The organism is Nocardioides salarius, from assembly GCF_016907435.1.
Lineage (GTDB): Bacteria > Actinomycetota > Actinomycetes > Propionibacteriales > Nocardioidaceae > Nocardioides > Nocardioides salarius.
Window position 1 is genome coordinate 2,300,652 of the sequence record NZ_JAFBBZ010000001.1, and the last position, 14,952, is coordinate 2,315,603.

A 14,952-nucleotide genomic window follows, 5' to 3' on the forward strand; every position below is an offset into this window, starting at 1 on the left:
GCGGGTCACCCGGCCCGCGCGACGTCCGTCCTGCCCGTCCCGTTCGGGCAGTTCACGTCCTCGATCCACAGGATCTCGGCCAGGTCCTCGGGCTCCCAGGGCGAGAAGGCGGCCCGCAGCTCGGTCACGTTCCACGAACGCCCGAAGAGGAAGCGACCTCCCCCGGCGGAGTAGACGACCGTCACGTCTCCGTCCGGGGTCGCCGCGCCCGTCACGTAGTGCTCGGCGAAGTAGGTCGAGCGCTTCTCGAACTCGCGGCGAAGAAACTGCAGCAACTCTTCTGCCAGGACCTTCTCGCGGCTGCTCATGGGGTGTAGCGGATGCCCTGGTCGTCCCGGCACTCCGATGTCCGGGCGCCGGCCCCTTGGTCGAGACACTCGCCGTCCACGAGCCGACGATCGCCGAGGGGGCCCTCCAGTGCGACGGAGTAGGGAACCCACTCGTTGCCCGGGCAGGTGGCTTCACGAGGGGTGCCCGGGCTGACGCGGAAGCGGACGACCACCTCGTCCGGACGCATCTCGATGTCGGGATCGACGACGTCCCCGGTCCGGCCCGAGCTGCACTCCACGCGCGAGACCACCACGTCGATGGTGGTGGTCTGCTCGTCGATGACGACACCAGGCGCCGGGCGCCACACGGCGGGGGAAGTGTCCGGGCGCAGGAGCCACCACGCGACGAGGGCGAGGGAGACCACTACCGCGAGTGCCCCCGCCAACCCCAGCGTCCGAGCCGTGCCCATGGGTCGAGGCTACGCGAGCTCGGTCCGGGTGTGCGGGGACCTGTCCCGCGGTCGTGCCCACTGTCAGCAGGGACGCCCAGGAGGCTCCCAGGGCCTGTCCCCAGTGGCCGATCGACCCTTGTGCTCGAACGTGTGTTCGAGTAGAATCGGGTCATGATCGAGACCGACAGCCACGGCCAGCCCCTCGAGGTCGACGACCTCGACGCTGAGTGGCTGCTCGACTTCGCCCACGAGGCCGAGGCGGAGGTCCGCAGGGCCGAGCGGCGTCGGTTGCGGGTGGTGCTGCGCTGGTGCGACCTGAACCCCGCCATCGACGACGAGAGCCGGCTCTCGTGGGGCGAGCAGGAGCGGGTCTGGGACTGCGACGCCTGGATCGGCGGCGAGGGGGTGCCTGCGGTCGCGGAGTTCTCGGCCGAGAAGCTGGCCGCGGTGATGCGGATGTCGCCGGCGGCGACCACCAGCCTGATGGCCGAGGCGCTCGAGCTGCGGCACCGGTTGCCGAAGATCCACGCCCGGGTGGAGTCCCTCGACGTCGCGCTGTGGCGCGCGCGTCGGGTCGCGAAAGCCACCCAAGGGCTCTCCCCGGAGGCGGCCGCGCACGTCGACACCGTGCTGGCGCCGGTGGTGGACTCCGTGGGTCCGACGCGCATCGACCGGGCGGTCGCCGACGCAGCCGCCCTGTTCGACCCCGAGAGCCTCGAGGTCGCCGAGGAACACGCCCAGACCCACGAGTGGGGCATCACCCTGCGCCACCGCCGCCCCGGGGAGGGCGGGCAGTGGGCCGGCACTTCCTGGCTCGGCATCACCGGCGACACCCCCACCCTGCAGCGCCTGCACGACCTGATCACCGACACCACCGCCCCGCCCGCCGATCCCGGGGTCGACCCCGAGTTCGACCCGGGGCTCGGGGTGCGGCAGGTCGAGGCACTCGGCGTCGTGCTCGACGGCCTCGGTGCACCCCGGCCTCGGGTGCGGCTGGCCATCGACATCACCACCGAGGACCTGGCGGCCGACACGACGCAGGTCGGTCAGGTGCTCGGCCTCGGCCCCGCGACGGTGGCGAAGATCCGCGACTGGCTCGCAGGCGCAGCCTCGGTCAGCGTGCTGCCGGTCCTCGACATGGCACGGGTCGACGCGATCGACGACCACGACCCGCCCCGCTGGATGCGCGACCTGGTCACCCGCCGCGACACCCACTGCGTCTTCCCGTTCTGCGACACCGGCTCCCCGCGCTGCGACCTCGACCACATCACCCCCTACATCCCGCTCCACCTCGGCGGCCCACCCGGCCAGACCCATCCAGGCAACCTCGCGCCACTGTGCCGACACCACCACCGCGCCAAGACCCACGACTACTGGACCTATGAGCGCACCGACCACGGCGACTACCTCTGGCGCGACCACCACGGGCACAGCTACGCCGTCACCACCCTCGGCACCCTCGAGCTGACCGGGCGCTGACCCCTGCTCAGGTCCGGCCGGTCGCCTCGGGCTCCGCGCCGGTGAGCCGGACGTCGGTGACGGTGCGCCGGGTGGCGGCGACCGCGCCGACCAGGACGGCCAGGGCGAAGCAGCCCAGCTGCACCCGGCCGGCCCCGAAAGCGAGGGCCAGTGGCCCGACGGCGAGCTGGCCGATGGGCGTGGCGACGAAGGAGAAGAACCCGTCGATCGACATGATCCGCGACAGCATCGCCTCGGGCACCTTCTCCTGCACCGTCATGTTCCAGGCCAGGTCGAGCAGGCTCAGCGCCGCGCCGGCGATGACGAAGGAGGCGGTGAGCAGCCAGGTGCTCACGTGGGTGCCGAGCACCAGCATCGGCAGGCACCAGATCGGGAAGGTGATCATGATCGTGCGCAGCGGCACCTTCAGGCTGACGCGGGCCAGGAAGAACGCCGCGACGAAGACGCCGACCGCCTGGCCCGAGCGGGCCAGGCCCCAGCCCGTGCTGCCGATCGTGTCGTCGGCGATGCTCGGGCCGAGCACCCCGATGGCGCCGCTGACGAGCGCGTTGAACACCAGCGACGCCGACGCCGCCGGGATCACCCAGCCGAGCTGACGCGCGAAGCTCCACCCCGCCACGAAGTCGCCCAGCACGCTCGTCGCGGCGCCGCTGCGATCGCCCGGCGGCAGTCGCACCAGCGACAGGAACCCCGCCGCCACGACGTACGTCGCCGCGTCGAAGCCCAGCGCCCAGCCCGGGCCGGCGGTCGCGACCAGCAATCCCGAGAGTGCCGGGCCCAGGATGCCCACGGCACTCGACGCCTGTCCGATGAGCAGGAAGGCGGCCTTGCGCTCCGCGACCGGCAGCAGGATCGGCACCATGCCCAGGAACGCCGGGTAGCTCACCGCGAAGACCGTGCCCGCCACGAACTGCAGGACGGCCAGGTGCCACACCTCGGCCAGGCCGGTGACGACCAGGAAGGCCGTCAGTCCCTGCGCGACGCCCAGCACCAGGTTGCACCCGCGCAGCACGACCGCCCGCGGCAGCCGGTCGGCGATCGCGCCGCCCAGCAGCATGAACACCACCGACGGCACGCTCCACGCCGCGAGCACCACACCCAGGTCGGCCGCCGAGTCGCTGATCGCGAGCACGGCGAACGCCAGCGCCACGCCCGACATCGACGACCCCGCGCGGTTCACGACCTGGCCGATGAAGAAGTAGCGGAAGGCGGGGGTGGCGAGCGGGGACAGGCGGGTGCTCACCCGGAAAAGTAAAGCCCACTTCTGGCGCCGGCGCCCTGGTCAACAAAAGTCAGGCTTGACTGTTTGTTGATGAGCCACCAGGCTGTGCTCGTGACCAGCGCCCCCACCCGTGTGCCCCAGGGCGAGCGCACCCGGCTGATGCGGGCGCGGCTCCTCGACGCCACCGTCGAGCTGCTGGTCGAGCGCGGCTTCGCCGGCACCACGACCACGCTGGTCAGCGAGCGGGCCGGGGTGAGCCGCGGGGCCCAGCTGCACCACTTCCCGACCAAGAACGACCTGGTCGTCGCCGCCGTCGAGCACCTCACCGAGGTGCGCGGCGCCGAGCTGGCCGCCGCCGCGACCGCGCTGCCGCCCGACGTGCCGCGCACCCGGGGCGTGCTGCAGGTGCTCGCCGACCACTTCACCTCCCCGGTCTTCGTCGCCGCCCTCGAGCTGTGGGTGGCCGCCCGCACCGACCCCGGCCTGCACGCCTCCGTCGGTCCGCTCGAGCAGCGGGTCGGCCGCGACACCCACCGCCTGACCGTCGACCTGCTCGACGCCGACGAGTCCGTCGACGGCGTCCGCGAGCTGGTGCAGGCCACCCTCGACCTGGTCCGCGGCCTCGGCCTGGCCAACACCGTCACCGACGACGCCGCCCGCCGTGCCCGAATCCTGGACCGCTGGGCCGACACGCTCGACACCACCCTCACGAGGAGAACGCGATGAGTGACCTGCTCGAGGCCCTGCTGGGCGACCTGCGCGCGGAGGGCGACCAGCTCTGGTCGACCGTCGCCGGGCTCGACGCCGACGGCTGGGCCACGCCCACCCCGGCCCCCGGTTGGAGCGTGGCCACCCAGGTCGCCCACCTGGCCTGGACCGACGAGGTCGCCGCCCTGGCGGCCCGCAGCCACACCCCCGAGGGCAAGGTCGCCTGGGACGAGGTCGTCCTCGCCGCGATGGCCGACCCCGCCGGCTTCGTCGACACCGCCGCCGAGGAGGTGGCCCGCCTGGCCCCCGAGGCCCTGCTCGCCCGCTGGGGCAAGGCCCGTGAGGAGCTGACCATCGCGCTGCGCGAGGTGCCCGCCGGCGAGAAGATGCCCTGGTTCGGCCCGCCGATGTCGCCGACCTCGATGGGCACCGCCCGCTTCATGGAGACCTGGGCGCACTCCCTCGACGTGTACGACGCCCTCGACCAGCGGCACGAGCCGACCGACCGCGTCCGCCACGTCGCCCATCTCGGTGTGCGCACCCGCGACTTCGCCTACTCCGTGCACGAGCAGCAGCCGCCCGCCGAGCCGTTCCGCGTGCAGCTCGTCTCGCCCTCGGGGCAGACCTGGGCCTGGGGGCCGGAGGAGGCCACCCAGACCGTGACCGGGTCGGCGTACGACTTCTGCCTGCTCGTCACCCAGCGCGTGCACCGCGACGACACCGACCTGGTCGCCACCGGCGCCGACGCCGAGCACTGGCTCACCATCGCGCAGGCCTTCGCCGGCCCCGCCGGCCCCGGGCGGGAGCAGCGATGACGGGCACGCTCGCGCCGACACTGCTGGTCGGCAACTGCTCCGGCTTCTACGGCGACCGGATCTCGGCGATGCGCGAGATGCTCGAGGGCAGCCTCGAGGACGGGCGCACCCTCGACGTCCTCACCGGCGACTACCTCGCCGAGCTGACCATGCTGATCCTCGGCAAGGACACGATGCGCGACGAGTCCCTCGGTTACGCGCGCACCCACCTGCGCCAGCTCGAGAACTGTCTGGGCCTGGCGCTCGAGCGCGGCACCCGGATCGTCTCCAACGCCGGCGGCCTCAACCCCGCCGGGCTCGCCGCCAAGGTCCGCGAGGTCGCGCAGGGCCTGGGCCTCGACGTCGCCGTCGCCCACGTCGAGGGCGACGACCTGCGCGCCCGCGCCGCCGAGCTCGGCCTCGACGGCGCCCTGACCGCCAACGCCTACCTCGGCGGCTTCGGCATCGCCCGCGCCCTCACCGCCGGCGCCGACGTCGTGGTCACCGGCCGCGTCACCGACGCCTCCCTGGTCGTCGGCCCCGCCGCCGCCCACTTCGGCTGGAGCGCCGACCAGCACGACGAGCTCGCCGGCGCCGTGGTCGCCGGCCACGTGCTCGAGTGCGGCACCCAGGCCACCGGCGGCAACTTCAGCGGCTTCCGCTCGCTCGCCGCGGCCGGCGTCGACCTCTCGCAGCCGCTCGGCTTCCCCGTCGCCGAGATCGAGGCCGACGGCTCCTCGACCATCACCAAGCACGCCGGCACCGGCGGCGCGGTCACCGTCGACACCGTCACCGCCCAGCTGGTCTACGAGATCCAGTCCACCCGCTACCTGGGCCCCGACGTCACCACCCACCTCGACACCGTGCGCCTCGAGCAGGTCGGCCCCGACCGGGTGCGGGTCAGCGACGTCGTCGGCGAGGCACCGCCCGAGCAGCTCAAGGTCTGCGTCAACGAGCTCGGCGGGTGGCGCAACACCGTCGAGCTGGTCCTCACCGGCCTCGACGTCGAGGCCAAGGCCGACTGGGTGCGCGAGCAGCTCTCGCCACGGCTCACCGCCCAGGAGGTCACCTGGAGCCGGCCCACCGCGCCCGCCGCCGACGCCGACACCGAGGAGGGCGCCTCGGTGCTGCTGCGCTGCACCGTCACCGACCCCGAGCAGGGCCCCGTCGCCAAGGCGTTCACCGGCCCCGCGGTCGAGCTCGCCCTCGGCTCCTACCCCGGCTTCACGATGACCGGCCCGCCCGCGGCCCCCACGCCCTACGGCGTCTACCGCGCGGCGTACGTCGACCGCTCGGCCGTCGAGCACGTCGTGGTGCTGCCCGACGGCACCCGCGAGAGGGTGCCCGACCCGACGGCGTACGCCGAGGCCGACCACACGCTGGGCCTGCGCCCCTCGCCGTACCCCGCGCCCGCCGACACCCTCAACCGCCGGCTGCCGCTGGGCACCTTCGTGCACGCCCGCTCCGGCGACAAGGGCGGCGACGCCAACCTGGGCCTGTGGGTCTCCCACGACGGCCCCGACGACAAGTACGCCGCCCGGGTGACCTGGCTGGCCAAGATCATCAGCCCGCGCAAGGTCCGGGAGCTGCTGCCCGAGACCGCCGCGCTGCCCGACGAGGCGATCGAGGTGCACGTGCTGCCCAACCTCGGCGCGGTCAACGTCGTCATCAAGGGGCTGCTCGGGCGCGGGGTGGCCGCCTCGACCCGCTTCGACCCGCAGGCCAAGGGCCTCGGCGAGTGGGCCCGGGCCCGCTCGGTGCACATCCAGGAGGGACTGCTGTGAGCGAGATCCACGAGCTCGGTGCCGAGTTCGCCCGCCGGGAGGTCGTCGACCACCTGCAGGAGTGGGAGGACGCCGGCACCATCCCGCGCGAGCTGCACGCCGCCGCCGCCAAGCAGGGGCTGCTCGGCCTGGCCTTCCCCACCGAGGTGGGCGGCGAGGCCGGCTCGATGCTCGACACCGTCGACCTGCAGGAGGGGATGCTCTCGGCCGGCGCCTCCAGCGGCCTGCTCGCCGGCTTGTTCACCTCGGGCATCGCGCTGCCCCACATGGTCGCGGCCGCCGGCCGCGGCGAGGCCGGCGCCGACGCGCTGGTCGACCGGTTCGTGCGGCCCACGCTGGCCGGCGAGCTGATCGGCTCCCTGGCGATCACCGAGCCGGGCGGCGGCTCCGACGTCGCCGGCCTGCGCACCACGGCCGTCCGCGACGGCGACCACTACGTCGTCAACGGCGCCAAGACCTTCATCACCTCGGGCGTGCGCGCCGACTTCGTGACCACCGCGGTGCGCACCGGCCAGCCCGGCCACGCCGGCGTCAGCCTGCTCGTCGTCGAGCGCGGCACGCCCGGCTTCACCGTCGACCGCTCGCTGCGCAAGATGGGCTGGCACTGTTCCGACACCGCCGAGCTGTCGTACGTCGACGTGCGGGTGCCGGTGGGCAACCTCGTGGGCGCCGAGGGCTCGGGCTTCTACCAGATCGCCGAGCAGTTCGTCTCCGAGCGGATCGCCCTGGCGGTGCACGCCTACGGCATCGCCGCGCGCAGCCTCGAGCTGACCGCCGCCTACTGCCGCGAGCGCGACACCTTCGGCAGGCCGCTGGTGGCCAACCAGGTGGTGCGCCACAAGCTGGTCGAGATGCACCGCCAGGTCGAGGTGGCGCGCACCTACACCCGCGCCGTCGTCGAGCGCGGCGCGAGCGTGGCCGAGGCCTGCCTGGCCAAGCAGACGGCCTGCGACGCGGCGACGTACGTCTGCGACCAGGCGGTGCAGCTGCACGGCGGCACCGGCTACATGCACGGCACCGAGGTGGAGCGGCACTACCGCGACGCCCGCATCCTGCCCATCGGCGGCGGCGCCACCGAGGTCCTCACCGACCTCGCGGCCAAGCTGCTGGGCTACGCACCCACGAGAGGCGAGAGCCGATGATCCTGGACCGACTCGTACCCCCGATGACCGGCGAGGTCACGGTCGCGATGGCGGCCCCGCCCGAGGAGGTGTGGGCGCTGGTCAGCGACGTGACCCGGATCGGTGAGTTCTCGCCCGAGACCTTCGAGGCGCGCTGGACCCGCGGCTCCACCGGCCCCGAGGTCGGCGCCAGCTTCAAGGGCCACGTCAAGCGCAACGGCGTGGGGCCGACGTACTGGACGCCCTGCCAGGTCACGGCCTGCGAGGAGCCGCGGCTCTTCGAGTTCAGCGTCGGCACCGACGACGTGACGGTCAACAGCTGGGGCTACCGCATCGAGCCCGACGGCGCGGGCGGCTCGCGGGTCACCGAGTACTTCCGGCTCTCCGCCGCGCTGCCGTTCCGGGCCTACTGGCTGGTGCTCGGCCGACTGCGCCGGCGCACCAACGCCAACGGCATGCGCACGACGCTGGAGAGGATGAAGCAGGTGGTGGAGTCATGAGCGGCAACCGCGAGGCGATGCTGGAGAAGCTGTCGTCGCTGGCCGAGGAGCAGGACAAGGCCGTCGCGGGCGGGGGCGAGCGCTCGGTCGCACGCCACCACACCCGCGGCAAGCTGCTGCCGCGCGAGCGCATCGAGCTGCTCGTCGACGAGGGCTCGGCCTTCCTCGAGCTCTCGCCGCTGGCCGGCTGGGGCTCCGACTTCACCGTCGGCGCCTCCGTGGTCACCGGCATCGGGGTCGTGGAGGGCGTCGAGTGCGTGATCACCGCCAACGACCCCACCGTCAAGGGCGGCGCGAGCAACCCGTGGACGGTCAAGAAGATCTTCCGGGCCGCGCAGATCGCCGAGGAGAACGGGCTGCCGACGGTCTCGCTGGTCGAGTCGGGGGGTGCCGACCTGCCGACCCAGAAGGAGATCTTCATCCCGGGCGGCAAGCTCTTCCGCGACCTGACCCGGGCCAGCGCCCGCAAGCAGCCCACGGTCGCGCTGGTCTTCGGCAACTCCACCGCCGGCGGCGCCTACGTGCCCGGCATGAGCGACTACACCGTGATGGTCAAGGAGCAGGCCAAGGTCTTCCTCGGCGGCCCGCCGCTGGTCAAGATGGCCACCGGCGAGGAGTCCGACGACGAGTCGCTGGGCGGCGCCGAGATGCACGCGCGCACCTCCGGGCTGGCCGACTACCTCGCCGAGGACGAGCGCGACGCCATCCGGATCGGGCGGCGGATCGTGGCCCGCCTGGGGCGCCGGCCCCGGCCCGCGCCGGCGGCGTACGCCGAGCCGGACGCCGACCCCGAGGAGCTGCTCGACCTCGTGCCGGCCGACCTCAAGGAGCCCTTCGACCCGCGTGAGGTGATCGCGCGGGTCTGCGACGGCGCGGGGCCGGGCAACGCGGTGGCCTTCGACGAGTTCAAGCCGCTCTACGGCACCTCGCTGGTCACCGGCTGGGCCCGCCTGCACGGCCGACCGATCGGCATCCTGGCCAACGCCCAGGGCGTGCTGTTCAGCCAGGAGGCCCAGAAGGCCGCCCAGTTCGTGCAGCTGGCCAACCAGTCCGACACCCCGCTGCTCTTCCTGCACAACACCACCGGCTACATGGTCGGCAAGGAGTACGAGCAGGGCGGCATCATCAAGCACGGCGCGATGATGATCAACGCGATCAGCAACTCGTCGGTGCCGCACCTGACCGTGGTGCTCGGCGCCTCCTACGGCGCCGGCAACTACGGCATGAACGGGCGCGCCTACGACCCGCGCTTCCTCTTCACCTGGCCCTCGGCGAAGTCGGCGGTGATGGGCCCCGCCCAGCTTGCCGGCGTGCTCTCGATCGTGGCGCGCGCCGCGGCCGAGGCCAAGGGGGCGACGTACGACGAGGAGGCCGACGCGGGCATGCGCGCCTTCATCGAGTCCTCGGTCGAGGAGCAGTCGCTGCCGCACTTCCTCTCCGGGATGCTCTACGACGACGGGGTCATCGACCCCCGCGACACGCGCACCGTCCTGGGCATCTGCCTGTCCGTCATCGAGAACCAGCCCTGGACCGGCGCCGCCGGCTACGGCGTCTTCCGAATGTGAGCGCGTCCATGATCAATCGACTGCTGGTCGCCAACCGGGCCGAGATCGCCTCGCGGGTCTTCCGGACCTGCCGGGCGCTGGGCATCGAGACCGTCGCCGTGCACTCCGACGCCGACGCCGCCCTGCCCTACGTCGCCGAGGCCGACGCCGCCGTGCGGCTGCCCGGCAACGCGCCGGGCGAGACCTACCTGCGCGCCGACCTGGTGCTCGAGGCCGCCCGGGCCGCGGGCGCCGACGCGATCCACCCCGGCTACGGCTTCCTCTCCGAGAACGCCGACTTCGCCCGTGCCGTCGAGGCCGCCGGGCTGACCTGGGTCGGCCCGGCCCCCGCCTCGATCGAGCAGATGGGCTCGAAGATCGAGTCCAAGAAGCTGATGGAGGCCGCCGGGGTCCCGGTGCTCACCGACCACACGGTCGAGACCGCCACCGAGGCCGACCTGCCGCTGATCGTCAAGGCCTCCGCCGGCGGTGGCGGGCGCGGCATGCGCATCGTGCGCACCCTGGCCGACCTGCCCGGCGAGGTGGCGGCCGCGCAGGCCGAGGCCGCCTCCGCGTTCGGCGACGGCACCGTCTTCGTCGAGACGTACGTCGAGGCCGGGCGCCACGTCGAGGTGCAGGTGCTCGGCGACGGCCGCGGCGGCGCGGTGGCCGTCGGCGAGCGCGACTGCTCGCTGCAGCGGCGCCACCAGAAGGTCGTCGAGGAGTCGCCGGCCCCGGGGCTGCGCCCCGAGGTCGCCGCCGCCATGCACGAGGCCGCCGTGGCCGCCGCGACCGCGATCGACTACCGCGGCGCCGGCACCGTGGAGTTCCTTTACGACCCCGCCACCGAGCGGTTCTTCTTCCTCGAGATGAACACCCGCCTGCAGGTCGAGCACCCGGTCACCGAGCTGGTGCACGGCCTCGACCTGGTCGAGCAGCAGCTCGCGGTCGCCGAGGGCCACGGCCTGCCCGAGGTGCCGCCCGCGCGGGGCCACGCCATCGAGGTGCGGCTCTACGCCGAGGACCCCGCCGCCGACTACCAGCCGCAGAGCGGCGTGCTGAGCCGCTTCGAGATCCCCGGCGCGCTGGGCGAGGAGCCGGGGGTGCGCGTCGACGCGGGATTCGCCAGCGGCTCGGTCGTCTCCACCCACTACGACGCCATGCTGGCCAAGGTGGTCGTGCACGCCACGACCCGTGAGGCCGCAGCCCGGCGGCTGGCCGGCGTCCTCTCGCGGGCCCGGATCCACGGCCTGGTCACCAACCGCGACCTGCTGGTCGCGGCGCTGCGCGAGCCCGACTTCGTCGCGGGCCGGGTCAGCACCGGCTTCCTCGCCGAGCACCCCGACGTGTTCGCCGGGGCCGAGGCCGACCCGGGTGCGCCGGTCGCCGCCGCGCTGGCCCTGGCCGAGCGCGCCCGCGCCGAGCGCACCGTCCAGCACGGCGCCCCGGTCGCCTGGCGCAACGTGGTCTCCGCGCCGCAGCGCACCGAGCTCGAGGCGCCCGGCGCCGACGAGTCGGTGGTGGTGCAGTGGTGGGGCGGTCGCGACGGCTACAGCGTCGAGGGCTTCCGCGTGGTCTCGGTGAGCGCCACGGCCGTGAGCCTCGAGCGCGACGGCGTGCGCACGACGTACGACGTGGCGCTGAGCGGCCCGACCCACCGCGCGGTCGTCGACGTCGACTCCCCGCGCGGGCACCTGCGCCTGGTGCGGGTGCCGCGCTTCACCGACCCGGCCGACGCGGTCGCCAGCGGCAGCCTGCTGGCGCCGATGCCCGGCAGCGTCGTGAAGGTCCTGGTCGCCCAGGGCGACGAGGTCGGCGCCGGTGATCCGGTGCTGGTGCTCGAGGCGATGAAGATGCAGCACACGGTCAGCGCTCCCACCGACGGTGTGGTGGTCACGCTCGACGTACGACCCGGCTCGCAGGTCGCGGCCGGAGAGGTCCTGGCAGTAGTGGAGGAGAAGCAATGAGCACGCACGCGTTCACCGAGACCGAGGAGCGCCAGGAGCTGCGCAAGCAGGTCGCCAAGCTGGCCGCGACCTACGGGCGCGACTACTTCGTCGAGAAGGCCCGCTCCGGCGGCAAGACGACCGACCTGTGGATGGCGATCGCCAAGAACGGCTACCTGGGCATCAACATCCCCGAGGAGTACGGCGGCGGGGGCGGCGGCATCGGCGACATCGCCGCGGTCTGCGAGGAGCTCTCGGCGCAGGGCTGCCCGCTGCTGCTGATGGTGGTCAGCCCCGCGATCTGCGGCACCATCATCGCCCGTTACGGCACCGAGGAGCAGAAGCAGAAGTGGCTGCCCGGGCTGTGCGACGGCACCGGCACGATGGCCTTCGCGATCACCGAGCCCGACGCCGGCACCAACACCCACAACATCACCACCACTGCGCGCCGCGACGGCGACGGCTGGGTGCTCAACGGCCGCAAGATCTGGATCTCGGGCATCGACGAGGCCGACAACGTGCTGGTGGTGGCCCGCACCGAGGACGCGCGCACCGGCAAGCTCAAGCCGTGCCTGTTCGTGGTGCCCACCGACGCCGAGGGCTTCGAGGCCAACGCGATCCCGATGGAGATCGTCAGCCCCGAGAACCAGTTCCAGGTGTTCATGGACGACGTGCGGCTGCCGGCCGACGCGCTCGTGGGCGATGAGGACGGCGGGCTCGTGCAGCTCTTCGCCGGGCTCAACCCCGAGCGGATCATGGCGGCGGCCTTCTCGCTGGGCCTGGCCCGCTACGCGCTGCGCCAGGCGACGGCGTACGCCAAGGAGCGCGAGGTCTTCGGCCAGCCGATCGGCGCCCACCAGGCGATCGCGCACCCGCTGGCGCAGAGCCACATCGAGATCGAGATGGCGCGGCTGATGAACCAGAAGGCCGCCGCCCTGCTCGACGCCGGTGAGGAGATGGCTGCGGGCGAGGCCGCCAACATGGCCAAGTACGCCGCCGCGGAGGCCGCCTGCGACGTCGTGGACCGCGCCGTGCAGACCCACGGCGGCAACGGCGCGAGCCAGGAGTACGGCATGGCGGGGCTGCTGGTGGCCACCCGCGTGGGCCGGATCGCGCCGGTCAGCCGCGAGATGATCCTCAACTTCGTGTCCATGCACTCGCTGGGGCTGCCGAAGTCCTACTAGCCGACCAACTAGCGTGGGGCGGGTGGGAAGAGTCCTGGACGGTGCCGACCGGTTCCAACGACGCTTCCCGCCCGTCTCCGTGCCGCTCGCGGTCTTCTACAAGTACGTCGACGACCAGGGCCCCTACCTGGCCGCGATCATCACCTACTACGGGTTCATCGCGATCTTCCCGCTGCTGCTGCTGGCCACCTCGATCCTCGGCTTCCTGCTGCAGGGCAACCCGGGCCTGCAGGAGGCGGTGCTCAGCTCGGCGCTGCGCCAGTTCCCGATCATCGGCGACGAGCTGGGGCGCCCCGAGGGCCTCAGCGGCTCCACGACGGCGGTCGTCGTCGGTGCCCTCACCGCGACGTACGGCGCCCTCGGGCTGGGCCAGGCGCTGCAGAACGCGCAGAACATCGCCTGGGCGGTGCCGCGGCACAACCGGCCCAACCCCGTGGTGCTGCGGCTCAAGAGCCTGGTGCTGCTGGCCTCCGCCGGCGTCGCCGTGCTGGGCGTCTCGGTGGTCTCGGCGCTCGGCTCGGAGACCGACATGCTCGGCGTGAGCGTCGACGGGTCGCTGCGCTGGGTGGTGCGGCTGGTCACGATGCTGCTGGTCGGCGCGGTGCTCACGGCGCTGTTCCGGCTGGCCGCGGCCCGGCGGCTCAGCGTGGGCCAGGCCGCGCCCGGCGCCTTCGTGGTGGCCGCCTTCTGGCAGGGCCTGCAGTGGCTCGGCACGCTCTACGTCACCGCGGTGCTGAGCGAGACCGACGGCATGAACGGCACGTTCGCGCTGGTGCTGGGCCTGGTCGGGCTGATCTACATCGCGGCGGTGATGGGCGTGATCGGGATGGAGGTCAACGTCGTGCTGGCGCGCCGACTCTACCCGCGCGCGCTGCTGACACTCTTCATCGACAAGGTCGACCTTACCTCCGCCGACAAGCGGGCCTACGCCTACTACGTGCGCTCGCAGCGGCACAAGGTCAACGAGGTCATCGACGTGCAGTTCAGCGAGGACGAACCGGCGCCGCCCGACCCCGACGAGCTGCGCCGCCAGCCGCCCACGACCGTGCTCGACGTACCGGCGCCCGGTGCGGGATCCGGTGCGGGGTCTAGCGCAGACGCGCCACCAGCGCCGCCACCGTCTCGCGACTGAGGCCCAGCCCCTCGACGGCGTACGTCGCGTGGTCGCCGTGCTCGGCGCGCACCCGCTCGTCGGCGGCCGCGAGGTAGCCGGCCTCGGCGACCATGACGCTCTCGTAGACCGGGACCTTCTCGGGGCCCAGGTGCTCGGCGACCATCGCGAGGTACTTCTCGCGGGTGCCGTTGACCTCGTTGGTGCGCAGGTAGTCGGCGAGCACCGCCTCCTCGGGGACCCCCGCCAGGCGCAGCAGCAGCGCGGAGGCCCAGCCGGTGCGGTCCTTGCCGGCGGTGCAGTGGAAGACCTGGGGCGCCGCGCCCGCCGCCAGGCGGGTCAGCAGCTCGGCGAAGCTCACCCGCGCCAGCTCGTCGTCGACGAAGCCGCGGTAGACCGCGCGCATCGCCTCGTCGGCCTCCTCGCGGCTCGACAGCGCCACCACCTGGTCCATCGGGATGCCCGGCACCGGCAGGTGGTGCCAGCTGGCGCCGGCCACCTCGATGTCGGGGTGGGCGTCGACCTCGTGCTGCTCGCGCAGGTCGAAGATCTCCCCGAGCCCCAGGGCACCTAGCCGGTGCACGTCGGCGTCGCTGAGCTGCAGCTCGTTGGAGCGGTAGAGCACCCCCGGACGCAGCGGCGCGCCGTCCGCGGTGCGGTGACCGGGGCCCGCCAGGTCGCGGAAGTTGTCGGCGGAGGCCAGCCGCACCAGCTCGTGGCCCAGGTCGCCGGTCTCGCCGGGGGACATCTCGCTCACGCCCGGAATCCTGCCAGGTGGCGCCCCACCCGGGGGGCGGGTGCCGCAGGATGGGGCGATGGCCTGCTCGCGCATCCTCGT

General features: G+C 73.2%; 14 protein-coding genes. 10 read left to right on the forward strand and 4 right to left on the reverse strand.

Annotation, left to right across the window (positions count from 1 at the left end):
• Positions 1-5: 5 nt before the first annotated feature.
• Both JOE61_RS11030 and JOE61_RS11035 read right to left on the reverse strand, forming a co-directional pair.
• Complete coding sequence (locus JOE61_RS11030) at positions 6-308, reverse strand: hypothetical protein (protein WP_193669498.1); 303 nt, start codon at positions 306-308, stop codon at positions 6-8.
• On the reverse strand, positions 305-739 hold the full coding sequence (locus JOE61_RS11035) for a hypothetical protein (RefSeq protein ID WP_193669499.1): 435 nt from the start codon (positions 737-739) through the stop codon (positions 305-307). The genes JOE61_RS11030 and JOE61_RS11035 overlap by 4 nt, the downstream gene beginning before the upstream one ends.
• A 153-nt stretch (positions 740-892) precedes the next feature.
• On the opposite strand from JOE61_RS11035, the gene JOE61_RS11040 reads away from it, so the two are divergent.
• Positions 893-2,200 (forward strand): HNH endonuclease signature motif containing protein, encoded by a 1,308-nt coding sequence (locus JOE61_RS11040; RefSeq protein ID WP_193669500.1) that lies wholly within the window; start codon positions 893-895, stop codon positions 2,198-2,200.
• Positions 2,201-2,207: 7 nt separating this feature from the next.
• Here JOE61_RS11040 and JOE61_RS11045 read toward each other — a convergent pair whose 3' ends face one another.
• Positions 2,208-3,443, reverse strand: coding sequence for an MFS transporter (locus tag JOE61_RS11045; protein ID WP_193669501.1), 1,236 nt, complete (start codon positions 3,441-3,443; stop codon positions 2,208-2,210).
• A gap of 69 nt (positions 3,444-3,512) precedes the next feature.
• Here JOE61_RS11045 and JOE61_RS11050 point away from each other — a divergent pair, with 69 nt between their 5' ends.
• Genes JOE61_RS11050 through JOE61_RS11090 form a run of 9 tightly spaced genes read left to right on the forward strand, consistent with a single transcriptional unit; the run spans position 3,513 to position 14,135 of the window.
• Positions 3,513-4,148 carry a TetR/AcrR family transcriptional regulator gene (locus tag JOE61_RS11050; RefSeq protein ID WP_227491879.1) on the forward strand — a complete coding sequence of 212 codons (636 nt, stop codon included), beginning with the start codon at positions 3,513-3,515 and terminating at the stop codon, positions 4,146-4,148.
• A complete protein-coding gene (locus tag JOE61_RS11055; protein WP_193669502.1) occupies positions 4,145-4,945 on the forward strand; it encodes a TIGR03084 family metal-binding protein in 801 nt (266 codons plus the stop codon). Before JOE61_RS11050 ends, JOE61_RS11055 begins: the two co-directional genes overlap by 4 nt.
• The gene (locus tag JOE61_RS11060) at positions 4,942-6,708 is read left to right on the forward strand and encodes an acyclic terpene utilization AtuA family protein (protein WP_193669503.1); all 1,767 of its coding nucleotides are present in this window, start codon (positions 4,942-4,944) and stop codon (positions 6,706-6,708) included. The genes JOE61_RS11055 and JOE61_RS11060 overlap by 4 nt, the downstream gene beginning before the upstream one ends.
• Positions 6,705-7,850, forward strand: a complete 1,146-nt coding sequence (locus JOE61_RS11065; RefSeq protein ID WP_307822943.1) for an acyl-CoA dehydrogenase family protein — start codon at positions 6,705-6,707, stop codon at positions 7,848-7,850. Before JOE61_RS11060 ends, JOE61_RS11065 begins: the two co-directional genes overlap by 4 nt.
• Positions 7,847-8,329 (forward strand): SRPBCC family protein, encoded by a 483-nt coding sequence (locus tag JOE61_RS11070; protein WP_204797218.1) that lies wholly within the window; start codon positions 7,847-7,849, stop codon positions 8,327-8,329. The genes JOE61_RS11065 and JOE61_RS11070 overlap by 4 nt, the downstream gene beginning before the upstream one ends.
• Positions 8,326-9,894 carry an acyl-CoA carboxylase subunit beta gene (locus tag JOE61_RS11075; protein ID WP_193669504.1) on the forward strand — a complete coding sequence of 523 codons (1,569 nt, stop codon included), beginning with the start codon at positions 8,326-8,328 and terminating at the stop codon, positions 9,892-9,894. Before JOE61_RS11070 ends, JOE61_RS11075 begins: the two co-directional genes overlap by 4 nt.
• A gap of 8 nt (positions 9,895-9,902) precedes the next feature.
• Positions 9,903-11,840, forward strand: coding sequence for an acetyl/propionyl/methylcrotonyl-CoA carboxylase subunit alpha (locus JOE61_RS11080; protein WP_193669505.1), 1,938 nt, complete (start codon positions 9,903-9,905; stop codon positions 11,838-11,840).
• On the forward strand, positions 11,837-13,003 hold the full coding sequence (locus JOE61_RS11085) for an acyl-CoA dehydrogenase family protein (RefSeq protein WP_193669506.1): 1,167 nt from the start codon (positions 11,837-11,839) through the stop codon (positions 13,001-13,003). The genes JOE61_RS11080 and JOE61_RS11085 overlap by 4 nt, the downstream gene beginning before the upstream one ends.
• A 22-nt stretch (positions 13,004-13,025) precedes the next feature.
• Complete coding sequence (locus JOE61_RS11090) at positions 13,026-14,135, forward strand: YihY/virulence factor BrkB family protein (protein WP_307822944.1); 1,110 nt, start codon at positions 13,026-13,028, stop codon at positions 14,133-14,135.
• Here the strand turns inward: JOE61_RS11090 and JOE61_RS11095 are convergent.
• Complete coding sequence (locus JOE61_RS11095; protein ID WP_227491914.1) at positions 14,092-14,862, reverse strand: tyrosine-protein phosphatase; 771 nt, start codon at positions 14,860-14,862, stop codon at positions 14,092-14,094. The two genes, JOE61_RS11090 and JOE61_RS11095, sit on opposite strands and share 44 nt — an antisense overlap.
• Positions 14,863-14,952: the final 90 nt, after the last annotated feature.